At 72.9% G+C, this 24,046-nt stretch carries 25 protein-coding genes; 9 read left to right on the plus strand and 16 right to left on the minus strand.

What is annotated here, in order from left to right; genetic code table 11:
* Window positions 1–4 precede the first annotated feature (4 nt).
* The 3 genes from lysX to EBO35_RS12080 are packed head-to-tail and all read right to left on the minus strand — an operon-like array spanning window position 5 to window position 5,413.
* Window positions 5–3,406: a bifunctional lysylphosphatidylglycerol synthetase/lysine--tRNA ligase LysX gene (lysX, locus tag EBO35_RS12070; protein ID WP_122817930.1), complete on the minus strand. Its 3,402-nt coding sequence runs from the start codon at window positions 3,404–3,406 to the stop codon at window positions 5–7.
* 13 nt (window positions 3,407–3,419) lie between these two features.
* Entirely contained in the window at window positions 3,420–4,151 is a 732-nt protein-coding gene (locus EBO35_RS12075) for a DUF998 domain-containing protein (RefSeq protein ID WP_122817931.1), read from the minus strand.
* Complete coding sequence (locus EBO35_RS12080) at window positions 4,148–5,413, minus strand: LssY C-terminal domain-containing protein (RefSeq protein WP_122817932.1); 1,266 nt, start codon at window positions 5,411–5,413, stop codon at window positions 4,148–4,150. Before EBO35_RS12080 ends, EBO35_RS12075 begins: the two co-directional genes overlap by 4 nt.
* A gap of 56 nt (window positions 5,414–5,469) precedes the next feature.
* Between EBO35_RS12080 and EBO35_RS12085 the strand changes: the two genes are divergently transcribed.
* Window positions 5,470–6,345: a hypothetical protein gene (locus tag EBO35_RS12085; RefSeq protein ID WP_122817933.1), complete on the plus strand. Its 876-nt coding sequence runs from the start codon at window positions 5,470–5,472 to the stop codon at window positions 6,343–6,345.
* Window positions 6,346–6,408: 63 nt separating this feature from the next.
* On the opposite strand, the gene EBO35_RS12090 is transcribed toward EBO35_RS12085, so the two are convergent.
* Entirely contained in the window at window positions 6,409–7,125 is a 717-nt protein-coding gene (locus EBO35_RS12090) for an SDR family oxidoreductase (protein ID WP_122817934.1), read from the minus strand.
* 74 nt (window positions 7,126–7,199) lie between these two features.
* Here EBO35_RS12090 and EBO35_RS12095 point away from each other — a divergent pair, with 74 nt between their 5' ends.
* On the plus strand, window positions 7,200–7,793 hold the full coding sequence (locus tag EBO35_RS12095) for a TetR/AcrR family transcriptional regulator (protein WP_206422549.1): 594 nt from the start codon (window positions 7,200–7,202) through the stop codon (window positions 7,791–7,793).
* Between the two features lie 97 nt (window positions 7,794–7,890).
* Here the strand turns inward: EBO35_RS12095 and EBO35_RS12100 are convergent, their stop codons facing one another.
* Complete coding sequence (locus EBO35_RS12100; RefSeq protein ID WP_122817935.1) at window positions 7,891–8,160, minus strand: hypothetical protein; 270 nt, start codon at window positions 8,158–8,160, stop codon at window positions 7,891–7,893.
* A gap of 383 nt (window positions 8,161–8,543) precedes the next feature.
* Here EBO35_RS12100 and EBO35_RS12105 point away from each other — a divergent pair, with 383 nt between their 5' ends.
* Entirely contained in the window at window positions 8,544–9,785 is a 1,242-nt protein-coding gene (locus EBO35_RS12105; protein ID WP_164477941.1) for an HNH endonuclease signature motif containing protein, read from the plus strand.
* A 257-nt stretch (window positions 9,786–10,042) separates the two neighbouring features.
* Here EBO35_RS12105 and EBO35_RS19750 read toward each other — a convergent pair whose 3' ends face one another.
* From EBO35_RS19750 to EBO35_RS12125, 4 genes are all read right to left on the minus strand, one after another.
* Entirely contained in the window at window positions 10,043–10,780 is a 738-nt protein-coding gene (locus EBO35_RS19750) for a hypothetical protein (protein WP_122817937.1), read from the minus strand.
* A gap of 90 nt (window positions 10,781–10,870) precedes the next feature.
* Entirely contained in the window at window positions 10,871–11,479 is a 609-nt protein-coding gene (locus EBO35_RS12115; protein WP_122817938.1) for a signal peptidase I, read from the minus strand.
* A gap of 3 nt (window positions 11,480–11,482) precedes the next feature.
* Window positions 11,483–12,031 carry a hypothetical protein gene (locus EBO35_RS12120; protein ID WP_122817939.1) on the minus strand — a complete coding sequence of 183 codons (549 nt, stop codon included), beginning with the start codon at window positions 12,029–12,031 and terminating at the stop codon, window positions 11,483–11,485.
* Between the two features lie 309 nt (window positions 12,032–12,340).
* Window positions 12,341–12,922 (minus strand): TetR/AcrR family transcriptional regulator, encoded by a 582-nt coding sequence (locus EBO35_RS12125; RefSeq protein ID WP_206422550.1) that lies wholly within the window; start codon window positions 12,920–12,922, stop codon window positions 12,341–12,343.
* Window positions 12,923–12,945: 23 nt separating this feature from the next.
* Between EBO35_RS12125 and EBO35_RS12130 the strand changes: the two genes are divergently transcribed.
* Together EBO35_RS12130 and EBO35_RS12135 are read left to right on the plus strand one after the other, a co-directional pair.
* Window positions 12,946–14,229 carry an MFS transporter gene (locus EBO35_RS12130; RefSeq protein WP_122817940.1) on the plus strand — a complete coding sequence of 428 codons (1,284 nt, stop codon included), beginning with the start codon at window positions 12,946–12,948 and terminating at the stop codon, window positions 14,227–14,229.
* A complete protein-coding gene (locus tag EBO35_RS12135) occupies window positions 14,226–15,368 on the plus strand; it encodes a hypothetical protein (RefSeq protein ID WP_122817941.1) in 1,143 nt (380 codons plus the stop codon). The genes EBO35_RS12130 and EBO35_RS12135 overlap by 4 nt, the downstream gene beginning before the upstream one ends.
* A gap of 7 nt (window positions 15,369–15,375) precedes the next feature.
* On the opposite strand, the gene EBO35_RS19490 is transcribed toward EBO35_RS12135, so the two are convergent.
* The 5 genes from EBO35_RS19490 to EBO35_RS12155 are packed head-to-tail and all read right to left on the minus strand — an operon-like array spanning window position 15,376 to window position 20,294.
* Window positions 15,376–15,540 (minus strand): hypothetical protein, encoded by a 165-nt coding sequence (locus tag EBO35_RS19490; protein ID WP_164477943.1) that lies wholly within the window; start codon window positions 15,538–15,540, stop codon window positions 15,376–15,378.
* Between the two features lie 51 nt (window positions 15,541–15,591).
* The gene (locus EBO35_RS12140; protein ID WP_122817942.1) at window positions 15,592–17,736 is read right to left on the minus strand and encodes an MMPL family transporter; all 2,145 of its coding nucleotides are present in this window, start codon (window positions 17,734–17,736) and stop codon (window positions 15,592–15,594) included.
* 26 nt (window positions 17,737–17,762) lie between these two features.
* The gene (locus tag EBO35_RS12145) at window positions 17,763–18,587 is read right to left on the minus strand and encodes a sulfite exporter TauE/SafE family protein (RefSeq protein WP_122817943.1); all 825 of its coding nucleotides are present in this window, start codon (window positions 18,585–18,587) and stop codon (window positions 17,763–17,765) included.
* A 1-nt stretch (window position 18,588) separates the two neighbouring features.
* Window positions 18,589–19,986, minus strand: coding sequence for an MBL fold metallo-hydrolase (locus tag EBO35_RS12150; RefSeq protein WP_122817944.1), 1,398 nt, complete (start codon window positions 19,984–19,986; stop codon window positions 18,589–18,591).
* 8 nt (window positions 19,987–19,994) lie between these two features.
* Window positions 19,995–20,294 carry a rhodanese-like domain-containing protein gene (locus EBO35_RS12155; RefSeq protein WP_122817945.1) on the minus strand — a complete coding sequence of 100 codons (300 nt, stop codon included), beginning with the start codon at window positions 20,292–20,294 and terminating at the stop codon, window positions 19,995–19,997.
* A gap of 137 nt (window positions 20,295–20,431) precedes the next feature.
* On the opposite strand from EBO35_RS12155, the gene EBO35_RS12160 reads away from it, so the two are divergent.
* The 3 genes from EBO35_RS12160 (at window position 20,432) to EBO35_RS12170 (ending at window position 21,660) form a co-directional block, all read left to right on the plus strand.
* Window positions 20,432–20,698: a metal-sensitive transcriptional regulator gene (locus EBO35_RS12160; protein ID WP_122817946.1), complete on the plus strand. Its 267-nt coding sequence runs from the start codon at window positions 20,432–20,434 to the stop codon at window positions 20,696–20,698.
* A 50-nt stretch (window positions 20,699–20,748) separates the two neighbouring features.
* The gene (locus tag EBO35_RS12165; protein ID WP_122817947.1) at window positions 20,749–21,228 is read left to right on the plus strand and encodes an aminoacyl-tRNA deacylase; all 480 of its coding nucleotides are present in this window, start codon (window positions 20,749–20,751) and stop codon (window positions 21,226–21,228) included.
* 78 nt (window positions 21,229–21,306) lie between these two features.
* The gene (locus tag EBO35_RS12170) at window positions 21,307–21,660 is read left to right on the plus strand and encodes a hypothetical protein (protein ID WP_122817948.1); all 354 of its coding nucleotides are present in this window, start codon (window positions 21,307–21,309) and stop codon (window positions 21,658–21,660) included.
* Window positions 21,661–21,691: 31 nt separating this feature from the next.
* On the opposite strand, the gene EBO35_RS12175 is transcribed toward EBO35_RS12170, so the two are convergent.
* Both EBO35_RS12175 and EBO35_RS12180 read right to left on the minus strand, forming a co-directional pair.
* On the minus strand, window positions 21,692–22,012 hold the full coding sequence (locus EBO35_RS12175) for a cupin domain-containing protein (RefSeq protein WP_122817949.1): 321 nt from the start codon (window positions 22,010–22,012) through the stop codon (window positions 21,692–21,694).
* Between the two features lie 82 nt (window positions 22,013–22,094).
* Window positions 22,095–23,507 carry an MFS transporter gene (locus EBO35_RS12180; RefSeq protein ID WP_241153671.1) on the minus strand — a complete coding sequence of 471 codons (1,413 nt, stop codon included), beginning with the start codon at window positions 23,505–23,507 and terminating at the stop codon, window positions 22,095–22,097.
* Between the two features lie 115 nt (window positions 23,508–23,622).
* Here EBO35_RS12180 and EBO35_RS12185 point away from each other — a divergent pair, with 115 nt between their 5' ends.
* Window positions 23,623–24,036, plus strand: a complete 414-nt coding sequence (locus tag EBO35_RS12185) for a winged helix-turn-helix transcriptional regulator (protein WP_241153672.1) — start codon at window positions 23,623–23,625, stop codon at window positions 24,034–24,036.
* The last annotated feature ends 10 nt before the right edge of the window (window positions 24,037–24,046 follow it).

A 24,046-nucleotide genomic window follows, 5' to 3' on the forward strand; every position in this document is an offset into this window, starting at 1 on the left:
CGGCTCAGCGCTGCGGCTTCACCAGCGGAAACAGGATCGTGTCCCGGATGCTGAGGCCGGTGAGGTTCATGACCAGCCGGTCGATGCCCAGCCCCATGCCGCCGGTCGGCGGCATCCCGTACTCCAGCGCCTGGAGGAAGTCCTCGTCGACCTGCATCGCCTCGGCGTCCCCCGCGGCCGCCAGCAGGGACTGCGCGACCAGCCGCTCCCGCTGGTCGACGGGATCGATCAGCTCCGAGTACGCAGTGCCCTGCTCGGCGCCGAAGATCACCAGGTCCCACTTCTCGGTCAGCCGCGGGTCGTGCCGGTGCGGCCGGGTCAGCGGCGCGTTCTCCTTGGGGAAGTCGGTGTAGAAGACCGGAGTGGTGGTCCGGCCCTCGCACAGCTCGCCGTAGATCTCCTCGAGCACGAACCCCCAGGACGGGTCGAGGTCGAGCTCGAGGCCGATCCGCTCCGCGTGGCCGAGCAGGGTCCGCAGCGGGGTGTCGGTGGTGACCTCCTCGCCGAGCGCCTCCGAGACCGCCTGGCAGATCGTCTTCACCGGCCACTCCCCCGACAGGTCGTACTCGACGACCCTCCCGTCCGGGCCCGGGCGGCGGGCCACCGGTGCGCCGTACACAGCGGTGGCCGCCTCCTGGATGAGCTCCTGGGTCAGCACCCGCATGGTCGCGTAGTCGCCGTAGGTCTCGTAGACCTCCAGCGAGGTGAACTCGGGGTTGTGCTTGAAGTCGGCGCCCTCGTTGCGGAACTGGCGGCCGACCTCGAAGACCTTCTCCATGCCCCCGACCAGCAGCCGCTTGAGGTGCAGCTCGGTCGCGATCCGCAGGTAGAGGTCGAGGTCGTAGGCGTTGATGTGGGTCTCGAACGGGCGGGCGTTGGCACCGCCGTGGACGGTCTGCAGGACCGGGGTCTCGACCTCGGTGAAGCCCCGGGCCTGCAACGAGTCCCGCACGCTGCGGACCACCGCCGCCCGCTGGTAGGCGATCGTGCGCGACTCGGGGCGCACGATCAGGTCGACGTACCGCATCCGGACCCGGGCGTCGGGGTCGGTGAGCCCCTGGTGCTTGTCCGGCAGCGGGCGCAGCGCCTTGCTCGCGAGCAGCACCGACTCGGCACGGACCGTGAGCTCGCCCTTCTTCGTGGTGATCACCCGCCCGGTGACGCTCACGTGGTCGCCGAGGTCGATCGCGTGCTCCCAGAACGCCAGGTCTGCCTCGGAGACGTGCGCCGCGTCCACCATCACCTGCAGGTCGCCGCTGCCGTCGCGCAGGGTGGCGAAGCCGAGGCGCCCCATGTCCCGCTTGAGCAGCACCCGGCCGACGACGCTGACAGTGGTCCCGGTCTCGGTGCCGGGCGCGAGGTCGCCGGCGACCAGGCCGCGGACCTCGGCGAGCGTGTGGGTCCGGGGTGCCGAGACCGGGTACGGGTCGATCCCGGCCGCCCGGATCCTGTCGAGCTTGACGCGGCGGACCCGCATCTGCTCGGGCAGGTGGTCGGGCGAGACGGCCTCGGCGACGACGTCGGGGGCCGGCGGGATCAGGGCGCGGACGGCAGCGGCGTGGTCGGCACCGCCGGTCTCCAGGCCGTCCCCCCCGTCGTGCGCGCGCCCCTGGCGGCGCAGCATCGTGATCGACGGCGCGGTCAGGAACCCCTCGGCGTTGCCCGCCGCCATCCCGACCCGGGGCAGGTCGGAGGTGTACTCGTAGCCGAGGTAGCGCGGCTGCCACTGCGGCAGGTACTTGGCGTTCGAGCGGTAGAGCGACTCCAGCTGCCAGTTCCGGCTGGCCAGCAGCAGGCCCTGGCGCCACAGCCGGGCGACCGGGCCGGCGCCGATCTCGGCGCCGCGCTCGAAGGCCTCGCGGAACATCGCGAAGTTCAGCGAGACCGGCCCGATCCCGAACGTCGGGGCCTGCTCGGCGAGGCTGGCGATCATCAGCTCGACCAGACCGTTGTCGGACGTCGGGTCGCGGCGCATCAGGTCCAGCGACAGCCCCGTGTGGCCCCACGGCACGAAGCTCAGGAACCCGCGCAGGGCGCCCTCGGCGTCGTACGCCGCGACCAGGACGCAGGCGCCGTCCAGCGGGTCCCCGAGCCGGCCGAGCGCCATCGAGAACCCCCGCTCGTCGCCGCCGTCGCCGCGCCACGACCCGGCCGCGGCGTCCAGCGCGGCGAAGTCGGCCTCGGTCAGGCTCGCGTGCCGCTGCACCCGGGTGGTGTAGCCGCGGCGATGGAGACGGGAGACCGACCGGCGCACCGACTTCATGCCGGGTGCGTTGAGCGAGAAGTCGGCCATGTCGACGACCGCCTCGTCACCGATGTCGAGCAGCGACAGCCCGGCGTCGGCGTACGCCAGCGCGCCTTCGTGGCCGGCGCCCATCACCGCCAGCGACCAGCCCTTCGCCCGGGCCTCCGCGCGCCAGCGCCCGATCGCCTCGGGCCAGTACGCCGGGTCGCCGACCGGGTTCCCGCTGGCCAGGCTCACCGAGCCGACCGTGCGGTAGGAGACCCCGGCCCGCGCGGTCTCGGGGCTGCCGCTGTCCCACACCACCGCCTTGTCGCGCCGGGTGGCGAAGTAGCCGAGCGAGTCGTGGTCGCCGAAGTCGCGCAGCAGCCCCCGCACCCGGGCCTCATCGGCGACTCCGAGGGTGCGGGTGTCGCGCGGCGCCCGGAACAGGATCAGCGCGGCGCCGAGCACGACCACGGCGCCGAGCACCCCGATGAGCAGGCGTACCCACCACGGCGCGCTGGCCTCGGGCTGGGAGCCGATCCGCCCGAGGTCGATGAGGATCGCGTCGAGGACGTAGCCGAGCGAGCCGGAGTAGCTCGCGGAGCGCCCGAAGGCACTGACGAGCGCGCCCCCGACCACGACGGTCAGCAGCCCGCCGCCGAGGAAGATCGCCAGCGCCGTCCACAGGCTTCCCGGCGCGCGGCGGGCGACGAACTGGTGGCGCACCCGGACCGCGAGGACGATCGCCGCGCCGACGACCACCAGGCCGATCGCGGACAGCGCCACGTCCGCACCCTCGGCGATCGAGAGCAGCCGCCCGATCTCGGGGACGCCGAGCCACCACAGCACGACGACCCACCACGCCGCGAGCAGCCGGCGGCGCAGCGCGACGGCCGTGACCAGCAGGAGCGCGGCGTAGACCAGGCTCGGCACCACCGGGACGGTCAGCAGCGAGATGGGGTCGGCGGACTGCGCGAAGTAGCGGTGCCAGGGCGGCACCAGCGCCACCACCGCGGCCAGCGCGGCGAAGAGGAACATCGCGCCGGCGAACCGGTCCGGCCACCGGTCGTCCAGGGGCCGGTGGCGACGCAGCCGACGCTCGGGGGTGGCCTCTGCGGTGGCCTCGTCAGGGAGTTCGACAGGTGGCTCAGCAGGGTGTCGGGCGGTGGTCTCCGTCATCCGGGTCGTCCCTTCACGGGGTGGGCGCGGCGGGGAAGGGAGCGGGGGTCGCCGGCGAGAGGCCCGCCTCTCGCGGCGGCGCGGACCGGTCGCGCACGGCCTGGGCCCCGATCAGCCCCAGGCAGCAGAGCCAGGCGCTGATCGTGAGGATGTTGACGCGCTGGCTGACGCCGCCCAGCCAGCGCCGCCCGGCGACGGGTCGCGCGTAGCCGGCCGCCAGGTTGCTGCCCGTCCCGAGCCAGAGGACCCACCCCGCGGCGCGGTGGAACCAGCCCGGTCCGCGACGTCGGGTGGTCGCCCAGGCGGCGGCCACGCCGAGGTAGAGGGCCACGTCGGAGACGATGCTGGCGCCGTCGTGCAGATTGCTGCGCGGGCGCCGGTCGACCTCCTCGCGGACCACGCCCGGACCGCAGGGCGTGGGGACGACGGCCGCTGCCGTGGCCCCGGCGGCGAAGACGGCAGTGGCGACCGCGACGACCTCGCGTCCCAGACCGGCCGGCAGGCCGGCGCGCACCGTCGGCAGCAGCGGGAGGACCAGGGCCGCGCAGCCGACCTCGCCGGCCCGGTAGATCCACGCCTGCGGCTCCCCCGGGGCCGCCAGCTCGCTCACGACGTGGCCCAGGCTGGCGGAGCCGCGCCGCGCCCAGTCGACCACGAAGTTGGCGTAGAGGGTGCCGGCACCGACACCGAGGGCGGCCGGTACGGCGGGGCTGCGCCACCAGGGCCCGGTCAGGTTCCCGGTCATGTCGGCGTCCCCGCTCGGACCGGGACGGCGCTCCTGCCGGTCGCGAAGTCCCGGGCCTCCTGGCTGGACAGCGCCAGCAGCACCAGGATGCTGCCGCCCACGGTGAGCAGCTGGCCCAGCCCGACCGGCGGCTGGTGGCCGAGGAAGGAGATCGTCATCGCGGCCACCGCGGTGACCGAGCAGCCCGCGACGAGCAGCAGCCGAGCCCAGTTCCATCCCGCCAGGACGGCGAGGGCTAGCACGGCCTCGCAGACGGCGAGGACCACGACCGCCACCGCCAGCGTCGTGGCGGACTCCCGGACGGCGTACAGGACCGCACCGAGGCCGTACGTCGTGGCGCGGGCGAGGGCGATCCCGGCCCCGACCAGCACCGCCTGGGGAACGTCCGGGAGGCGCGAGGCCACCACCGGGGCAGGCCTCGACGCGGGCGCGTCCACGACGGCCGCGGCGCGCGCGCAGCGCACGTCCAGGATCGGCAGGTCACCGTCGGTGCGGATCCGGTCGCCGCCGCCGTTGCGGTGGTGGTAGCCCGAGGAGAAGTTCTCGATCACGCTGACCTGTGCCCCGGGCACCGCCGCACACACGGTCTCGACGACGAAGTCGCGCTCGACATCGGTGTCCTCGTCGATGCGATGGGTGAACTGCAGGGTGAACCAGGACAGCCCGACGCCACGGTCGAAGGTGGCCGCGGCCAGCCAGTCGGCACGGAAGCCGCCCGGCAGCAGCCAGCCGTCCGGGCAGCGCCAGAACCGGATGTGGTGGCGCTGCGACGGGGTGCCCGCGACCTCCTGCTCGTAGGCGAAGTCCTGCCTGCGGTCGAAGAGGTGCAGCGGGCTCACCGGCGCGCCGGCGTAGCTGCGCCTGCGCAGCACGCTGCGCACGATGCGGACCGCGCTCCGGACGTCGAGCTCGTCGGCCAGCGTCCACCCGGCGACGGTCATCGCGCCGTGCACATGGGCCTCGCTGCCGAGGAATCCGAGGTTCACCGGGTCCCCGAGCAGCCCGTCGCTGGTCCGGGTACGGCCGACGAAGTAGCCGGGCAGGTAGATCGAGGTGAGGATCCGGTGCAGGCGCGGCAGCACCAGGTAGCTGAAGAACAGCCAGAAGACGAGCAGCAGCAGCGTCGGCCACCCGGGCCGGACCCCGTCGCGCAGCAGCACGTAGGCGAACCAGACGCCGGTCACGCCCGAGAGCGCGAAGAACCAGCCGTCGAGCACATCGCTCCACGAGCGTCCGAGATCCCGCGGGCGACTGCGCCGCATGCAGCCAGTGTGCACGCACCCGGCGCCGAGGCCGCGGGCTCGGTTAGCGTGGCTCGATGCTCGTCGGGCTGCTGGCTGCCGCGGGGGCCGCCCTCTGCTACGGCGTGAGCTCGGTCCTCGAGGCCGTCGCGGCCCGCCGTACCCAGGCGGTGCAGGGCCTCGACCCCCGACTGCTGGTCCGCCTGTTCCGCTCCTGGGCGTACGTCGCCGGGGTCTGCCTCGACGGGCTCGGATTCCTCCTCAGCCTGGTCGCGGTCCGCAGTCTGCCGCTGTTCGTGGTGCAGTCGGTGGTCGCCAGCTTCCTCGCGATCACCGCCATCCTGGGCGCCCTGTTCCTGCGGATGCCGCTGAGCCGGGCGGACCGGCTCGGGATCACGGTCGTGGTCGGCGGGCTGGTGCTGGTCGGGATGTCGGCCACCGAGGACCGCAGCGTCGAGGTCAGCGACGCCGAGCAGTGGGGCGTCCTGGCGGCGACCCTGCTGCTGGCCGTCGCCGCGATCCCGCTCGCGCGGCTGCCGGGCGCCGCCGGGGCCCGGGCCCTGGGGGCCGTCGCCGGCCTGGCCTTCGGAGCCACCGCGGTCGCCTCCCGGATGCTGCCCGGCGACCTGTCCCCCGACCACCTGCTCGACGAGGTCGGTCCCCTCCTGGAGAGCCCGGCGACCTACGCGCTCGCGGTCGCCGGCGTCGTGGCGATGCTGACCTACTCCATCGCGCTCCAGCGCGGCAGCGTCACCGAGGCCACCGCACCGCTGGTCGTCGGCGAGACCGTCGCCCCGGCGCTGGTGGGCCTGCTGCTCCTCGGCGACCAGACCCGTCCGGGCTGGGGCGCCGTGGCCTGCCTGGGATTCGTGCTGTCCGTGGCCGGCGCGGTCAGCCTGGCGCGCCACGGCGAGGTAGAGCCGGTCGAGGCCCCGCACGCGGACGTGGCCTGAGCGGCGAGCTCGGGCGACGACATCGACCTCGCGGGGTGGACCGCGACGCCTGGAGCAGCTCTCTCAGGCCCCCAGGGCGGCGAGGATCTGCTCGTACCGCGTCTTCGGGTCGAGGGTCAGCCCGGACTTGACGAACTTCGCCCAGTCGTCGCCCAGCACCTCGTCCGCACCTGTCTCGATGGCGTCGAGGGCGGCACTCGCCAGGTCCGACGGTGCGATCTTCGGTGCCTCGATCCCTGAGACCATGTCGGTGTCGACCATCCCCATGTGGACGGCGACCACCTGCGTGCCTTGCGGCGCGAGCTCCAGCCGCGCGCTGTCGGTGAGCGCCCAGGCAGCGGCTTTCGACGCGGCGTACGCGCCGGCGGTCGGGAGGGTGAACCACGACAGTGCCGAGATGACGTTGAGGATCGCGCCGCCTCCGTTCGATCCCAGGACGGGGGCGAACGCGCGGATCATGCGCAGCGGGCCGTAGAAGTTGGTATCCATCTCGCGCCGGATCGTCGCCTCGTCCCCGGTCACGAGCGCAGTTCCGGTGGAGATGCCGGCATTGTTGATGAGCACCTGGACATCACCCGCCGCGGCGGCCGCTGCTTCGATCTGACTTGCGCTCGTGATGTCGAGCTGAAGCCGGTGCACGCCGTCGACGTCGACCGCGTCCACATCGCGAGCGGCGGCGTAGATCTTGGCCGCGCCGCGATTCCTCAGCTGCTCGACGAACGCGGCACCGATGCCTCGATTTGCTCCGGTGACGAGCACCACCGCTCCTTTGACGTCCATGACCATCCATTCTGTAGCGATCGCTATTGTTTGACGTCAGGAACCGTAGCACGTTCCATAACGATCGATACGTTATGCTGGTCGTCATGGCCGGCCGACCGCGGAGCTTCGATCGCGATGCCGCGCTCCTCGCAGCTCTCGAGCAGTTCTGGCGCACGGGCTACGAGGAGACCTCCGTCGCGATGCTGACCTCGGCGATGGGCGTGACACCGCCCAGCCTCTACGCGGCGTTCGGCGACAAGCGCCGCCTGTTCGAGGAGGCCTCGGCGATGTACTTCGAGCGCACGTGCGAGGCGGTCGACCGCGCTGCGGAGCTGCCGACCACGCACGAGGCCATCGCCGCGATCTTGACGGACACCGCACACGCGCACACGGACCCGACAACGCCCGCGGGGTGTCTGATGCTGACCGAGCCGCGGCTCGAACCCCAGCGCAAGATCATCCATCGGCGTCTCAAGGACCGCCTTGACCAAGGGGTGCGGGACGGCGATCTCCCCGCCACGGCGAACACCGATCACCTAGCGTCGTTCCTCGTGGCCGTCATGCGCGGCATGTCCGGCTGCGCTCGCGACGGAGGGACCTCCGAGGACCTCGTGGGCATCGCCGAGACGGCGATGGCGGCCTTGCCCGCTCCCGCGCCTGCGCGTGCGACGGGGACCCCCCACTGAGCCCCAGACGTGTCGATCCGCTCGTCGCCAATTGCTCAGCCGAGTGCGCGGGCATCCAACCCGAGTCGTGGGCCTGAGGACGCGACCTGCAGCGCTCTCAGGCACACGAACAGACCATGTGATGCTGATACCTCAGGACTTCGGGACGAACGCTCGTTCTTGGGCGGGGTCCGCGGGGTCGGCCGTTGCCGGCGTAGGTGACGCCAGGCGCTGCGCGGGTGGGCTCGGCGAGGATCTCGCCGCCGAAGTCGGTGACGGTGAAGTGATCGCCGTCGGTGACGGCGAGGACCTGTTTGAAGGCGTGGTCGACGTGCAGCTTGTAGAAGACCTTGTCGACATGGATGACGCCTGCCGAGTTCAACTTCATGACGCGGATGTCGGCGGGCAGGTCGGTAGGGGGCTGCTGGCGCGGCTGCTAATGCCGGGCGACGACGGGGCGCTCGAGCCAGCTCCGGTCGGCGTTGGGCCGCTTCTAACCTCCTCGGTCAGCTTCGAGGGACTCGACCTCTTGCGAGAGATGCCGCGCTCGGCGCAGAACGTCGATACAGCGCGCGGGCATCGTCGGGCCACTGCGAGATCGCGAGACGGACGCGGGGATCGATCGGTTCTTTGGCAGCCAACGCCGAAGCCTCAGGCCAGAACTGCCACCACGAAGTCGAGGCCATCTAGTGGTCCGCAAACCTTGCGTTCGAACATGTATTCGAATAGAATGGGGTCACGACATCGCCTGTGGAGCTGCTGGAGGCTCGCATGGACCATCCGATCCGGGTCGCCGCCCGCGAGCTCGGCGATGTGCTGAAGTCGGTCGTGGACGTGAACCCAGCGTTCATGGACACCGCCGACAAGGCGGCAGCGTTGGTCGAGCTGGCCGCGGTCGAGTCGCGGGTGGCCGAGCTGCGGTTGCGGGTCTGTGCGGACGCGGGTGACGTGGCCGAGGCGGCGGGCACGCGCGATGTGGGGGTGTGGGCCGCGGCCGAGACCCGGCGGCGTCGGGGTGAGTGCGCCTGCGAGCTGCGGTTGGCGTTGGCGTTGGCGGACCGGCCGGTGCTCGCGGCCGGGGTCCGCGAGGGGCGGGTGAACCTGGACCAGGCACGGGCGATCGCGGCGTCCCTGGCCGACCTGCCGTCCGGGGTGGACGAGGCGGTGGTCGACGAGGCCGAGGCGGCGCTCGTGGCGTACGCCGCGACGTACGGCCCGATCGAGCTGCGCCGGCTGGGCCGGCGGATCCTGGACCTGGTGGCCCCCGAGGTCGCGGAGGCTGCGGAGGCCCGGAAGCTGGCCGCCCTGGAGGCGTCCGCACACGAGCGGATGCGGCTGCGGATCCACGCCCTGGGGGACGGCACGACGCGGATCAGCGGCCTGATCCCGGACGCCTCGGCGGCCCGGCTGGCCACCTACCTGCACGCGTTCACCAACCCCCGCCGCGACAACGCGCCGGCCCCGGCTGAGCCGGTGCGGGCAGTGCCGTACGGGCGGAAGACGGCGCAGGCGTTCTGCGACCTGCTCGAGGCCCTGGACCCGGCCCGGCTGCCGATCCACGGCGGCGATGCCACCACACTGGTGGTCACGATCTCGCTGACATCGCTGCGCGAGCGGCTCGGGACGGCGACGCTGGGGAACCCGGCGCCGGGTGAGTCCCATGACCGGATCACCGCGGCCGAGGCCCGCCGGCTGGCGTGCACCGCCCAGATCGTGCCCGCCGTGCTCGGCGGCGACAGCGAGGTCCTCGACCTGGGGCGGGGGCGCCGGTTCTTCACCCGGGCCCAGCGTCGCGCCCTCGCGCTGCGGGACCGGGAGTGCCGCGCAGAGGGCTGCCAGATCCCCGCCGCCTGGTGCGAGGCCCATCACCGCGATCCCTGGTCCACCGGCGGCCGCACCGACCTCGCCGACGGGATGCTGCTGTGCTCCCACCACCATCACCGGGCCCACGACGACCGGTACTCCACCGACCGGCTCGCCAACGGCGACCTCCGCTTCCACCGGCGGACATAACCGGCACAGAAGCCCGTGACATCCACCTGTACCTGCCCGACTGCGGAGTTCGGCGCCTGCACGAGGACGTAGGAGCTCGCCACCATCAGGGCGTCGCCGGAGACCACGGGTTCACGGAGCCGCCCAGCCGACGAGTGACGGGCAGAGTGCCGACCAGGGTGATGAGCGCCAGCGCCGCCGCCGCGCAGGCGCGGGCCGTCCACCGTCTGCCTAGAAGGGCGAACTCGAGATCGCGGGCGGGCCGGGCCGGCGCCCGATCAAGGCCGGGATGCTGCGTCACCTCGTCGTGCGGACTGCGACGCCGAACTGTCTGCCGAGTCCTGAGGCTCCTCCGCCGGCGCCGAGTCCTGAGGCTCCTCCGCCGGTGCCGAGTCCCCAGGCTCCTCCACCGGCGCCGAGTCCCCAGGCTCCTCCGCCGGCGCCGAGTCCCCAGGCTCCTCCGCCGGCGCCGAGTCCTGAGGCTCCTCCGCCGGCGCCGAGTCCTGAGGCTCCTCCGCCGGTGCCGACCCGGTCCGGGTCTCGGGCTGGATGTAGGTGCCGGTGAACGGGGAGAAGCCCCACGGGTAGGTCGTGAAGGTCACGACGGGCGCGGACCACTCGACGTCCTGCGCGCTGTCCATCTGTACGGAGCCGGCGGCCCAGTCCCAGGCGGAGCTGTACTGCGACAGGTCGACGCTCACCCTGGCCACCCGGTCGTTGCTCGGCTGGAACCCGCTGACGGCCACACTGAACCTGGTGCCCTGCGCCCACCCGTCACTGAAGGTCACCCCGTCGACGGTGCAGGTCCCGACCACCTCGCCGGTGGTGGTGTCCAGCACCTCGCAGCTGTCGCCGCCCTCGGTGGCCCAGGTGCCGGACGTCGCCTTTGCGGCGAACACGGCCCCGTCGGTCCAGCCCGCGACCGTCGGGGTCGCGGTAGTCGCAACCACGAGGACGACCGCGCCGAGCGCGCCGATCGCGGCGAGCAGGCGCCGGCCCGTGGCGGGCCAGGTCATGCGTTGGCTCCTTTCTCTTCTCACGTTGTCATTGGTGGGTGTGCAGGCTGGGCGCGGCCGTGCGCCGCACGGCCGCGCCCAGGAGGGCCCTCACGGGGCCCGACTTGACGAGGCTCCAACCAGGTCGCGGGCCGCGTCCTCATCGTGCGGGTCGCGCGCCACGTCCTGCTGCCTGCCCGCCGGGACGGAGTCGGGGCGGCGCATCAGGCTCAGCGCGAGGATCGCTGCGACCCCGATCAGGAGCGGTACGGCAACGCTCGGGTCCGTCAGCCGCGTCAGGGCCTTGCCCACGCCTGCGAACTGCCAGCGCGGGGCCAGCACCGTGTCGTCGGTGACGACGTACTCACCGGCGTCCGGGCTGTCGTTGGCGTCGCCCTGCATGCGGACGTGCCACGAGCCGTCGTCGTGCTGCGCCACCTCGATGACGCGGTGCGTGACGAGCCGGTCCGAGACGTCGTTGTGCAGGGACAGCACGTCCCCGACCTCGACCTCCTCGATCGGGACGGGCGTCGCGACCACCAGGTCGCCGGTCATGATCTCCGGCTCCATGGACCCGGAGACGACGATGAGCGGCTTGATCACACCCAGGGTGGTCGCGCCCCACACCGCCAGACTGAGGACCCCGATGACCGCGAGGACCCAGACCAGGACGTCAGCAGCCGTGCGCAGAGTGCGCACGGCCACAGCGCGGCCCGCCATCTGTCAGGACTCTCCGGTGAACTGCACGGTCATCGTCCCCTCGGCGCCCTGGTAGTCCGCGGGCCAGTCGTCCGGGGTCGTGACGTGCAGGATCACCGCGTCGGTCTCACCGGGGGCGAGCTGGACGTTCGCCGGGTCGTGGACCGTGGCGTTCGCCGGCGCGGCGCCTGCGAACAGGTCACCGTCCGTGGTCAGCACGCCCTTACCGAGGTTCAGGGGCACGCTGCTGGCGTTCTTCAGCTCCAGCCTGACGGTCTCGTTGGCACCCTGGTTGAGGTTCTTGAACGCGTCCGCGGGGATCGCCACGGCGTTGTCGACGGTGTCCGCGTCGTACCAGGTGTTGCCACCGTCGACGCTGGCCTGCAGCTCGACGTTCTCGACGGCGCTCGCGCTGCCCGCGAACCATGCGTCGTCGGTCCACGTCGCACTGGTCAGGGCCGCTCCGACACCCAGCACCGCGACGGTGGCGAGGCCGAAACGGACGATCGCCCCACGGCGACGGCGCTTGTCGTCGCGCTCCTGGTCAACGGCTACGACGTCGGTCGTAGTCATGTGCTACTCCTTTCTTCTTCTTCTTCGGCGTATGCCGGACACGGTCGGCGCGCGCCAGGACCTCCGGGCATGACCTACCGACCGTCCGCCCGGGTTCGCAGGCGGTTGTGCCGCCGGGCATGCCCGGCGGGCGGAGGTCGCTGCACGACCGGGGCGGCGAAGCCGCGACCCGACGGCCGTCATGGACGCTCGCGCGACATAACATATTTTGACGGAACCCGGCCCTCCGGCCAATGTCGCCGGACGTGACGTCGGTCATCCCGGAGCGGCCGTTCCCGGGATCGTCGCCCAACACGCAAGTCCTGAGCGCTACGCCCCGAGCCGCTCCGGGTGCTCCACGACCAGGGCGGCGAGCTCACGGGCGACGCCCGCGGGGACGCCGGGCGAACCCGGCCGCAGGCGCATGGCGAGCTGACCGGAGTAGATGAGCGCCAGTGCATCGACCAGCGCGGCCGCCCGGGGTCCGGCCACGGGCTCGGCGAGCGCCAGCAGCCGGCGCCGGAGGGTCTCGGTCTCCTGCCGGACCGCCTCGGCCAGGGCCGGCGGCGGGTCGGCGTACCCGGCGGCGGCGCCGAGGAAGGCGCACCACCGCGCGCCGGTGGCCCGTCCCTGGAACTCCTCGAGCGCATCGAAGAGCGCGAGCAGCCGCTCCCGGTCGGTGTCGGCGCGCGCCACGGCCGCGTCCCAGACCTCCAGCCACTCGCGGTGGCGACGGTCGAGCGCCGCGGCGACCAGCGCCTCCTTGCTGCCGTAGGCCCGGTACAGCGTCGCCGGTGAGACTCCGGCGCGCTCGAGGATCCGGTCGACCGGTGTGGTGGTGTCGCCACCGGCGAAGACCAGCTCGTCGGTGGCGTCGAGGAGCCGGCTTCGGGTGGATTCACGGGTGCCCACGCCCCGGACTATAGAGTGGCAAAGTGAAACGCTCGTTATCGCGACTGGACCGCAACGTCGTGCTCGTGGTGGCCGGCACCTGCCTGATCGCCGGCACCTACGGCCTGGTGCGGCTGGCCTACGGCCTGTTCCTTCCCGACATCCAGGCCTCGGTGTCCATGAGCTCCGCGGTGGCGGGCTACGTCTCATCGGGCGCCTCGGCCGCGTACTGCGTCGGCGCGCTCGCCGGGCTGGCGGCGCCCGGCCGACCCCGCCTGCTCGTCGTCGGGGCGGTGGCGACCGCGACCCTCGGGTCCCTCGGGATGGCGAGCTCCGAGGGCCTGGCGCTCTTCGTGCCGGCCGCCGTCCTGGCCTCGGCGGGCGCCGGGTTCGCCTCGCCCGGCCTGGTGGCGGTCGTCGCACGCAACGTCGCCGGCCCCCGCGGCGATCGCGCTCAGGCGACGGTGAACGCCGGCACCGGCCCCGGACTCGTGGCCGCGGGACTGCTCGCGCTCCTCCTGCCCGACTGGCGAGTTGGGTTCGCGATCAGCGCGGCGTTCACCGCCGCGGCCGGCCTGTGCGTCCTGCTCCTCGACCGCCCCGGGGCCGAGGCGCCGCGAGGCGGTCCGACGCCGCGGAGCCTGCGCTGGCTGCCCGCCCTGGCTCAACCGGTCGCCGGGGCGTTCCTGCTCGGCGCGGCGTCGGCCACGGTGTGGACCTACGGGCGGGCCCACCTGATCTCGTCCGGGGCCAGCGACACCGGCTCCATCCTCGCCTGGATGGCCCTCGGCGTCGGCGGCACCGTGACCGTCCTGACGGCGCGGGCGCTCGGCGCGCTCCCGGCGCAGCGGGCCTGGCTGCTGACCACCGCCGCGGCCGCCGTCGCCACCGCGGGACTCCTCGCACCCGGGCCCCTCGCGGTCGTGGTCCTCGCCTGCGGCCTCTTCGGCTGGGGCTTCGTCGCGGCGAGCTCCGCGCTGATCGCGTGGACCGCTCAGCTGGTCCCGGACCGGGCGGCCTCGGGCACGTCGGTCGCGTTCATCGCCCTGGTCCTCGGCCAGGCCGCCGGGTCCTCGGCGGCGGGGAGCCTCTCCGATCGGGTCGGCCTGCCGACCACGTTCCTCCTCGCGGCGCTGGTCACGGTCCTCGCGGCCGCCTGCGGGCGGCGCTCTCGGGGGCTGGGCGCGTTCGCCGGTGGGGCGGCCGGGACGTGGCTAGGATCCCGGCGTCAGTCGACCCCGACGCCCTGGAGGCACCCCGCGATGGCCGAACCGACCGCAACGTACGACGAGCAGGGCGGCGCCGGCGAGGGCGGTGGGCGCGGATGAGCGGCCTGCGTCGGGCGGCGTCACTGACGGCACTGATCACGCTCGCCGGCCTGGCCGCCGCGGGATGCGGCGGGGACGGCGACGGCTCCGGGACCGGCGACGGCTCCGGGACCGGCGCCGGCGGCTGGGCCGGCGACGACTACTCGGTGGCGAAGGCGCTCGCCGAGGTGCCGGCCGCCGCTGGGGCCGACGAGGACCACCGGACGATCGTGCGGACCGGCGACCTCGCGGCCGCCACGGAGCTGGCCGGCCTGGAGCGTCCCGACCGGCTCGACGACAAGGCGGCGATTGCGTGGCTCCTGCCGCTCACCGGCGGTCGGATCGACGGGGACGACCCTGCCGTCGTCCACGTGCCCATGCCCGAGACCCTGCACTCCTCGGGACTCTCGGTGATCGAGGACTTCGACGCCGAGCTGGGGTGGTCGATCCTGGACGTGGACGTCTTCGTCGAGCAGTCCACGCCGCCTGCGACCTTCCTGATGGCCTCGGGAGAGCTCGGGCAGGACAGCCTGGCCGACGACCTCACCGAGGTCTCCGACGGCATCGTGAGCGCCGGGGACGGCGACGACCTGGAGCTGGACCCCGGCCAGGGGACGGTCGCCCGCCCGCTGGGCCTGCCCCTGCGGATGGCGGTGGACGGCGACCGGCTCGTCGCCTCGCCGCAGACGTCCTTCGTCGAGGACTGGCTCGCCGGCCCCGAGGAGTCGCTCGCCGACGACGAGACGCTCCTGAGCGTCGCCGAGGCCCTCGACGAGGCCGAGGTGGTCTCGGCCATCCTCATCACGCTGGGTGCCGAGGAGACCTCGTCGCCGGACACCGACACCGATTCCGAGGCCCCCGGCGTACCGTTCGACACCTTCGGCATCGGCTGGGGCGTCGAGGACGACGAGGCGCTCGTGAGCGTGGCCTACCACTTCGAGTCCGACGACGCGGCCGACGCCGCCGCCGGCGACCTGGAGGAGCTGTTCCGCGACGGCACCTCGACGACCAAGCAGCCGCTGAGCGACCTGGTCTCGGTCGAGGACGTCACCGTGGACGGCCCCGTGGCCACCGTGGCGTTGACGATGGCCGGGGACCACCCGCCCGCGATCCTGGAGCAGATGCTGCTGAGGCACGACACGCCGTTCCGGCGCGGCTGAGTCCGGCTCAGCGGCCCAGGAGCCGACGCAGCCAGCCGCCCCGCCCCTCCTCCCGGGGGTGCCCGGGGCACCACTGGCTCGCCGGGACCATCGCCCTGACCTGGGCGACGTGCTGGCCGCAGCCGGCCCAGGTGGTCTTCGCGCAGGTGCGGCAGGTGGTGGGTCGACACATGGTGGATCTCCTCGTGGATGTGGATGGTCGGGATCGGCGGGAGTGCAGGGCTCAGTCGTGGGCGAAGGTGATGGTGGGGAGCAGCCTCCGCAGCCAGGCGGGGCAGTACCACGCCGCCTTGCCGGTGAGTCGCAGGAGGACGGGCAGCAGCACCAACCGCACGAGGAACGCGTCCAGTAGCACCGCGACCCCGAGGACGACTCCCATCTCCTTGGGCGGGATCGGACCGGACAGGGCGAAAGTGAAGAAGACGGCGACCATGACGGCACCGGCGGCGAAGATCACCCGCCCGGAGTGGGCCAGCGACCCGACCATGGCGTCCTTGGGGTCCCCGGACCGCTCGAAGTGCTCCTTCGCCGAGGCCAGGAGGAAGACCGTGTAGTCCATCGCAATGGCGAAGATCATCGCGAAGAAGAACACCGGGGCCCAGGCGTCCAGGAACCCCTGCGACTCGAAGCCGAGGAGGCTGGAGCCGTGACCCTCCTGGAAGATCAGCCGGGCGACGCCGAAGGCCGCCGCGGTCGACAACAGGCTCGCGAGCGTGCCCAGCAGCGAGATCAGCGGCGCCTGCAGTGCCACCAGGAGCAGCAGGAACCCCAGGACGAGCACGACGGCGACGACCACCGGGGTCGACTCGTCGAGCTGGGTCTTCAGATCGAGGTTCTCCACCGGCGCACCGCCCAGGAGCGCGGACCCGGGCAGGTCGGCCCGCAGCCGCTCGACCGTCTCTGCGAGCTCCGGGTCCGAGGGGTCGACGGTCGGGACGGCCTGGACCAGCACCAGTCCGCTGTCGTCGGCAGCCGGCATCGGCGCCATCACGGCGGCGATCCCGGAGTCGGCTCCGAGTGTCTGTCGGGTCGTGTCCGCCTCGTCGGCGTCCACGACCACTTGGAGCGTCCCGGGGGCACCCTCGCCGAAGGCCAGCTGGACCTGGTCGTAGCCGATCCGGGCGGAGGCGTCCTCGGGGAGCACCTTGATCGAGGGCATGGCGGTCTTGAGTCCCAGGACCGGCGCAGCGAGCGCGAGCAGGATCACCACCGAGGCGAGACCCCAGACCAGGGGTCGCTTCCACAGGCGCTCGCCCCAGGCCGCGAACCGCGCGGAGCGGTGCTCGCCCGAACGCGCCCACGGCAGGGCCAGCTTGTTGATCCGGTCGTCGAGCCGGAACAGGACCAACGGCAGCAGCGTGAGGGTCGCGGCCAGCACGAAGACGACCGAGAGCATGATGCCGCCCGCCATCGAGCGGAACGACGGCGACGGCACGATCATCACCGCCGAGAGGGAGATGAGCACCGTCAGGCCGGACAAGAGCACCGCCTTGCCAGCGGTGTCCATCGTCTGCGCGATCGCCCGCTGGCGCTCCGCCCGCTCCTCGACCGCGGAGCTCGCGTGCCGCGCCGCCCGGGCAGCGCGGTAGCGGACGACCAGGAACAGGGCGTAGTCGATGCCGAGCGCCAGCGCGAACATCATCGCGAAGTTCATCGCCCAGATCGAGACCGGCACCAGCTCGTTGATCAGGACCAGGGAGCCCGCGGAGGCGACGAGGCCAGCGAGGGTGAGGAGCAGCGGCAGGCCCGCAGCGACGAGGGCCCCGAACGCGAGCACCAGGATGGCCAGCGTCACCGGCCAGGACATCAGCTCGGACTTCAGCATGGCGTCGAGGTTGGCCTCGTTGAAGTCGCTCCACAGCAGGGAGGAACCGGTCGGGTTGACCTCGACCGTGTCGGTCGAGAGCCCCTGGAGCTCGCCCTTGAGGTCGGTCGCGACCCGGACCATCTCGTTGGTGTCGGCGCCGGCGCCAGCCAGCACGATGCCCGTGGAGCCGTCCTGCGACAGCGTCGCGCCCGGCATCGGTGCGATCACGTCGGCGATCCGCGGCTCCTCCTCGAGGATGCGCGTGACCGACGCCAGCACCTCCTTGCCGTCACCCTCGGTGACGGGACCCTCGTCGGCGCGTACGACGACCTGGATCGCGGAGGACGCATTGCCGCCGAAGTGCTCGCGGGCCAGCTCCCGGGCCTGCACGGACGGGGATCCGTTGGCCTGCCAGCCGGCCCCGGAGAGCTTCTGCTCGACCTGCGGGGCGAAGGCGCCGAGGCCGACGATGGCCAGCAGCCACACGATCGTGACCAGCTTGGCGTGATCGGTGACCCAGACGCCGAGGCGGCCGAGTGGTCCCGTGGGGGTGGTGCTCATCGTGTTCCGTTTCGTTGAGTAGGTGATCAGAGGAGCGCGGGCAGCGCTCGGCCAGCTGTGTAGATCGCGACGCCGAGCACGAGGACCGTGAAGGCCGCCTGCAGCCGGTCGGTGTCGAGCCGGTCGGCCAGGCGCGCCCCCACCACCGCGGCCAGCGCCGAGACCGCTGTCAGCACGAGCACCGGCGCCCAGGCGGGAGCTGCGCCGGCCTCGGCGCGGACGGCGAGCGCGGCGGCGCTGGTGATCGTGATGACCACCAGCGAGGTGCCGGCGGCGTACTCCAGCGGGAGGGCGAGAGCGAGCAGCAGCGCCGGGACGACGAGGAAGCCGCCGCCGACGCCCAGGAAGCCGGTCAGCAGTCCGACGACGGTGGCGGTGATGAGCACCTGGAGCGCCCGCGGGCACTGGCAGGTGAAGGTCGGGCGGAACGTGAGGATCGGGTCGTCGAGCCGGGGTCGCGCGGCGTGCTGGGGCCTCCGGCCGCGGCGGTGCCGCAGCAGCCGGCCGGCCATCAGGCCGCCCACGAGGAGCATCAGGACGGCGAACGCCGCGAGCAGCAGGTCCGGCGCGACGTACGCCGAGGCGCGGGCCCCGACCGCTGCGCCGCCGATCGCGACGGCCCCGAACGCGACGCCCCGGCCGAGCAGCACGTGCCCGGCCCGGTGGGCGGCGACCGCGCCAGTCAGGGAGGTCACGCCGACGACGACCAGCGAGCCGGTCGTCGCCTGCGCCGGCGACTGGCCGAGCAGGTGGACCAGCACCGGCACGGCGAGGATCGAGCCACCACCGCCGAGGGCGCCGAGGGACAGTCCGATCAGCGCGCCGGCCGCTACGGCGAGGACGAGCGTCATCTCAGCGCTGCGAGCCGTTCTCGGCTCGGTCCGCGCGGCGGACCAGGCGCAGGCCGACCGCCGCGGCGTTCTCGAAGGCGTCGTCGACCGCGACCAGTGTCCGGTCCGCGGCGGCGAGGAACGACGCGGCGACCGCGGCGCGGTAGCCGCTGGCGCAGTGCACCCACACCTCGCCCGCCGGCACCTCGGCCAACCGCCGGGGCAGCTCGTGGATCGGGATGTTGAGTGCCCCCTCGAGGGCGGCGTCCCGATGCTCGTCGGCGCGGCGGACGTCGAGGACCACCACGTCGCGGTGGTGGAGCACCTGGGCCAGCTCGGCGAAGGTGCCGGTGGGGAAGCGGGCGAGCTCTCCGCTCGTCCAGTTCCGCGGTCCGCCGGTCGCCTGCGCGGCGGGCCGGTCGATGCCGATCCGGGCCAGCTCCCGCTGCGCGGTCGCGACGTCCTCGGCGCTCTCCCCGAGCAGCGTCACCGGCGTACCCCAGTCGATGAGCCAGCCCAGGTAGGTCGCGAAGCCGCCGTCGAGGCCGAAGTTGAGAGTGCCCGGCGCGTGCCCGGCTGCGAACGCGGTGCGGTGGCGCAGGTCGACGACCCACTCCCCCGCCTCGATCCGCCGGCGCAGCTCCTCGGCGTCGGCCTCCTGGACCAGCGACAGGTCGGGTGCGTCGGGCCCCGCGGCGTTGGCCGGGCCCATGTGCGCGTAGTACGCCGGCCAGGCGCCCAGGCCATCGAGGAGGTCGCGGACGTAGGTCTCCTCGTCCTGGGTCAGCACCGGGTTCGACAGCTTCTCCCGGCCGATGGTCGAGGAGGTCGACGCGGACTGGCTGGCCGCGCAGAACGACCCGAACCCGTGGGTCGGGAACACCTCGGTGTCGTCGGGGAGCTCCTCGGCGAGCAGGGTGGCGGAGGCGTGCTGGTGGCGCGCCAGGGCGTCGGCGTGCTCGGCCCCGAGCAGGTCGGGGCGCCCGGTCGCGCCGTACAGCAGCGAGCCGCCGGTGAAGACCGCGTAGGGCTCCGCGCGGTCGGTCAGCGCGTAGGAGAGGTGGGTGAAGGTGTGCCCGGGCGTGGCGATCGCTCGCACCGCCATCCGGGACCCGACGTCGACGACCTCGCCGTCCTCGATCGGGGTGCGGTCGAAGCCGACCTCGTCCGCGGCGTTGACGTGGTACGTCGCGCCGGTGGCCCGGGCCAGGGCGAGCCCGCCGGTCACGTAGTCGTTGTGGATGTGCGTCTCGAAGACGTCTCTCAGCCGGACGCCGTCGGCCTCGAGGATCTCCAGGACGCGGTCGATGTCGCGCTGGGGATCGATCACGAACGCCACGTCGCCGTCGTGGACCACGTAGGTCCGGTCGCCCAGCGACGGGGTCTCGATCGTGCGCACGGTGAGGGTGCGGTCGGCCATCGCGCGCCTCACCTCTCGACCGGGCGCCCGGAGCGGACCCAGGCGCTGGTGCCGCCGGCGACGTTGACGGCGTCGAAGCCGGCGGCGGTCAGGACGTCGACCATGGCGCTGCTGCGGTTGCCCGAGGCGCACACGACGTACACCGGGCGGTCCCGGTCCAGCTCGCCCAGCCGGTCGGTCAGCCGGCCCATCGGGATGTTCACCGCGCCGGGGACGTGACCCTCGGCGTACTCCGCGGGCTCCCGCACGTCGACCACGGCCGCCCGGTCGATCTTTGTGGCGAGCTGGTCGATGTCGATCTCTCTCATGTGCTTCTCCTCATCGGCTCCACATATCCCCCCAGGGGGTTACATGCTCCAGTGAAGCATATCCCCCCAGGGGGTTGTAGCATCGACGGAAGAGGCACCGCCCCCGCACGACCCACGCAGCTTGGAAGGGAACCCCGATGGAGCTCGAGCCCACCGAGATCAAGGCGATCATCACCCGCATGAAGCGCGCGAACGGGCACCTGGCCAGCGTGATCCGGATGATGGAGGAGGGCTCGGACTGCGAGTCGGTGCTGACCCAGCTGGCCGCCGTGAACAAGGCGCTCTCCCGCGCCGGCTACGCCATCGTGGCCACCGGTCTGCAGCAGTGCCTGGCGACGAGCGACGAGGGCCTGGACGGCGTGGACGTGAAGAAGATGGAGAAGCTCTTCCTGGCGCTCGCCTAATGGAATCCGCCGCTCGGCCCCTGCGACACCGCGGCCCGTAGGGTCGCTCCATGGACCGCGAGCCGTCGGACGACACCCCCGCCCTGCGGGCCCTGGCCGCGGCCGGCATCGAGCACACTGTCACCCGGCACGGCAGGGTCCGGTCCCTCGCCGAGGCGGCGGAGCGACGAGGCGTCCCTCCCCGGGCGATCGTCAAGACGATGGTCGTACGCCGCGGGGCGGGCGACCACCTGTTCGTCCTCGTGCCCGGCGACCGGGAGATCTCCTGGCCGAAGCTCCGCGCGCTCCTGGGCGTCAACCGGATGTCGATGCCCGACGCCGAGGCCGCGCGGGAGGTGACCGGCTACGAGCGCGGCACCATCACGCCGTTCGGCTCCGCGACCGCGCTGCCGGTGGTCGCCGACGAGCGGATCGTGGGCCGCACGATCTCGATCGGTGCCGGAGCCCACGGCGTCGCCGCGACCGTGGCTGCCGACGACGTGATCGCCCACCTGCACGCGCAGGTCGCGGACGTGACCGACCCGGCCTGAACGGGTGCTGACCTACCGCCTCGGTTCCGGCCCCGCGGCGAGTTGACACCTCTGGTCGGGGCCGCGAACGTTCACGGCGTGCCCACGCTCTCGGTGAACGACCAGTCCCTCCGCCTCACCCTCACCCGGACGGAGAAGGTCCTCGGCCTCCTGCGCGACCTGGAGGTGCCGCTCTCGGCGGTCACGTCGGTCGAGGTGGTGCCCGACGGGTTCGCGGCGCTGCGCGGGATCCGGGCGCCCGGCTACGCCCTGCCCCGGCACCGGGCCATCGGGACCTGGCGCGGCCGACGGAAGACCCTCGTCTCGGTGCGGTCCGGGCGGCCCGCGCTCCGGCTCACCCTCGACGGGCAGCGGTACGGCGAGGTGCTGGTCGCCGTCGAGCACCCCCAGGACCAGGCAGCCGAGCTGCGCGACGCGGTCACCGGTCGCTGAGGCGGGGCGTCCGGGCCGACCGGACGGCGCCCTAGGCGGGATGTCCGACGACGTTGTGACCGAGGATCCGGGCCCCCACCTCCGAGGAGGGCTGATGGCTGGAGCCCGCCGCCCATCTGACGTAGCTGCCCGCCGGGATGCGCTGCCCGTCCTCGATCAGCTCGCCGGACAGCACGAAGTACCGCTCCTCCTCGCCGTGGTGGTCCACCTCCGGCCAGCGGGAGCCCGGCTCGAAGTCGATCACCCATGCCGTCAGGCGATCGGAGGAGAACAGCGAGCGCCGCACCACCCCCGGGGCAACTTCCACCGGAGGCAGATCGGCTAGCAGCTGGGCGCTGAGCAAGGGGTCCATGCAGCCACCTTCACCGAGGGTGCTGCCGGGAACCAGACGACTTCCGGACACCTCGGGACGATTTCCGGCCACCTCACCCCGGTCACCCCCCGGTCGTCCCGTCCTGCCGGCGCCGGACGACAGCCAGCACCCCGACGACCACCGCTGCGACCGCCGCGAGCGTCGGCACGATGAGCGCGCGCTGGTAGTCGCCGAGGACGGCACCGTCGGCGTGCCCGGCGTTCAGCGCGACCGTCACGCCCGCGAGTCCGAGCGCCCCGCCGAACTGGAACGCCGTGTAGACGACGCCGCCGGCGGCACCCTGCTCGGACTCCGGCACCCCTTCGGCGGCCAGTGAGGTGAGCGGCCCGTACACGAGGGCGAACGCCGCGGCCACCAGCAGCAGGCTGGGCAGGAAGTCGACGTAGGACCAGTCGTCCCCGAGCGGGACGAGGCGCCCGAACGCGACGGCGGCCGCCACGAAACCGACGGTCATCACCCGGGCGGCACCGAACCACCTGACCAGCGGCGGTGTCAGCAGCGGCGCGGCCACCAGGTCGAGTCCCATGATCGCGAACGTGAGGCCGGCTTCGAGCGGGCTCCAGCCGCGCAGGTCCTGGAGGTAGAGCGTGACAGCGAACTGGAACCCGAAGAAGGCGCCCATGAAGAGCAGCCCGGCGATGCTCACGTGCAGGAGCAGGCCCTCGCGCAGCATGCCCAGGCGCAACAGCGGCGAGCGGTGCCGGGACTCGATCGCGACGAAGGCCCCGAGCAGCACGATGGCCGCTGCGACGGCGAGGCCAGCCGGGCCGAGCCCGCCCCCCTCGCCGACCGCGATCACCGCGTAGACGACCGCCACCATCCCGGCCGTCGCGGTGACGGCGCCCCCGACGTCGAAGCCGCCGGGTGTGGGGCTCTGCTCGTCCGGCCTGATCAGGGCAGCGCCGGCTCCCAGCAGGAGCAGCCCGAGAACGGCGGGGCCGAAGAACACCAGCCGCCAGCTCGCCGACGCGAGCACGCCGCCCGCGACCGTGCCGAGCACGAAGCCCGCCGCCCCGACCGAGCCGTAGACGACCAGCGCCCGGTCGCGCAGCGGCCCCTCGGGGAAGGTGGTGGCCACGAGGCTGAACCCGGCCGGCGTCAGGAACCCGGCCGAGACCCCGGTCGCGAACCGAGCCAGGACCAGCACCCAGTCCACGTCCGCCAGTCCTCCGAGTGCGGAGAACACGACGAAGACGCTCAGCGCGACCAGGAACACCCGGCGCCGGCCGACCAGGTCGGCGGTCCGTCCCCCGAGCAGCATGAACCCGGCGTAGCCGAGCACGTAGGCGCTGATCACCCAGTGCGCCGCGCCGGCGCTCAGGCCGACGTCGGCCGCGATCACCGGCACGGCGACATTGAGCATGGCGATGTCGATGCCCTCGAGGAACAGTGCCCCGCAGACCACCATCAGCAGACCCCAGGCCCGGGGCGTGCTCGCCCGATCGACAGCTGTCTCCACTGACCGGTTCGCCACGGCGCCCTCCCAGTTCTGGTTCGTTTCTCAGTTACCGCTTGTAACTGCCCTCCATCGTGAGGACGATGGAGCGATGGCGGAAGTAGGCACTTCGAAGTCACCCGGTTCCCGGAAGGTGACCCACGTCGCCGAGCGCGCCGAGCACGCCGAGTGCGGCTGCCCGGACGCCTTCCAGTGGGACGTCCGCGAGGGCTGCGAGGTGCGTCAGATCCTCGATCGGATCGCGGACAAGTGGTCGCTGCTCGTCATCGCGCTGCTGGAGCGGCACACGATGCGGTTCAACGAGCTGCGTCGGGAGATCGACGGGATCAGCCAGCGGATGCTCACGGTCACCCTGCGCCACCTCGAGCGCGACGGGTTGATCAGCCGCACCGTGCACCCGGAGGTGCCGCCCCGGGTGGAGTACCAGCTGACCGCGCTGGGTTGCACGCTGCTCGACATCATCCAGCCCCTGGTGCACTGGACCGAGGAGCACCAGCACCAGATCGCCCACGCCCGCGCCGAGTTCGACGAGCGCACCGGTCGCTGAGGGGCAGTTC

The sequence above is a fragment of the Nocardioides pantholopis genome, from assembly GCF_003710085.1.
In the GTDB taxonomy this organism is placed as follows: domain Bacteria; phylum Actinomycetota; class Actinomycetes; order Propionibacteriales; family Nocardioidaceae; genus Nocardioides; species Nocardioides pantholopis.

Bases quoted from the DNA above. Each gene is read 5' to 3' on its own strand.
- lysX (WP_122817930.1), bottom strand. From the start codon at position 3,406: ATGACGGAGACCACCGCCCGACACCCTGCTGAGCCACCTGTCGAACTC.
- EBO35_RS12075 (WP_122817931.1), bottom strand. From the start codon at position 4,151: ATGACCGGGAACCTGACCGGGCCCTGGTGGCGCAGCCCCGCCGTACCG.
- EBO35_RS12080 (WP_122817932.1), bottom strand. From the start codon at position 5,413: ATGCGGCGCAGTCGCCCGCGGGATCTCGGACGCTCGTGGAGCGATGTG.
- EBO35_RS12085 (WP_122817933.1), top strand. From the start codon at position 5,470: ATGCTCGTCGGGCTGCTGGCTGCCGCGGGGGCCGCCCTCTGCTACGGC.
- EBO35_RS12090 (WP_122817934.1), bottom strand. From the start codon at position 7,125: ATGGACGTCAAAGGAGCGGTGGTGCTCGTCACCGGAGCAAATCGAGGC.
- EBO35_RS12095 (WP_206422549.1), top strand. From the start codon at position 7,200: ATGCTGGTCGTCATGGCCGGCCGACCGCGGAGCTTCGATCGCGATGCC.
- EBO35_RS12100 (WP_122817935.1), bottom strand. From the start codon at position 8,160: ATGAAGTTGAACTCGGCAGGCGTCATCCATGTCGACAAGGTCTTCTAC.
- EBO35_RS12105 (WP_164477941.1), top strand. From the start codon at position 8,544: ATGGACCATCCGATCCGGGTCGCCGCCCGCGAGCTCGGCGATGTGCTG.
- EBO35_RS19750 (WP_122817937.1), bottom strand. From the start codon at position 10,780: ATGACCTGGCCCGCCACGGGCCGGCGCCTGCTCGCCGCGATCGGCGCG.
- EBO35_RS12115 (WP_122817938.1), bottom strand. From the start codon at position 11,479: ATGGCGGGCCGCGCTGTGGCCGTGCGCACTCTGCGCACGGCTGCTGAC.
- EBO35_RS12120 (WP_122817939.1), bottom strand. From the start codon at position 12,031: ATGACTACGACCGACGTCGTAGCCGTTGACCAGGAGCGCGACGACAAG.
- EBO35_RS12135 (WP_122817941.1), top strand. From the start codon at position 14,226: ATGAGCGGCCTGCGTCGGGCGGCGTCACTGACGGCACTGATCACGCTC.
- EBO35_RS19490 (WP_164477943.1), bottom strand. From the start codon at position 15,540: ATGTGTCGACCCACCACCTGCCGCACCTGCGCGAAGACCACCTGGGCC.
- EBO35_RS12140 (WP_122817942.1), bottom strand. From the start codon at position 17,736: ATGAGCACCACCCCCACGGGACCACTCGGCCGCCTCGGCGTCTGGGTC.
- EBO35_RS12145 (WP_122817943.1), bottom strand. From the start codon at position 18,587: ATGACGCTCGTCCTCGCCGTAGCGGCCGGCGCGCTGATCGGACTGTCC.
- EBO35_RS12150 (WP_122817944.1), bottom strand. From the start codon at position 19,986: ATGGCCGACCGCACCCTCACCGTGCGCACGATCGAGACCCCGTCGCTG.
- EBO35_RS12155 (WP_122817945.1), bottom strand. From the start codon at position 20,294: ATGAGAGAGATCGACATCGACCAGCTCGCCACAAAGATCGACCGGGCG.
- EBO35_RS12160 (WP_122817946.1), top strand. From the start codon at position 20,432: ATGGAGCTCGAGCCCACCGAGATCAAGGCGATCATCACCCGCATGAAG.
- EBO35_RS12165 (WP_122817947.1), top strand. From the start codon at position 20,749: ATGGACCGCGAGCCGTCGGACGACACCCCCGCCCTGCGGGCCCTGGCC.
- EBO35_RS12175 (WP_122817949.1), bottom strand. From the start codon at position 22,012: ATGGACCCCTTGCTCAGCGCCCAGCTGCTAGCCGATCTGCCTCCGGTG.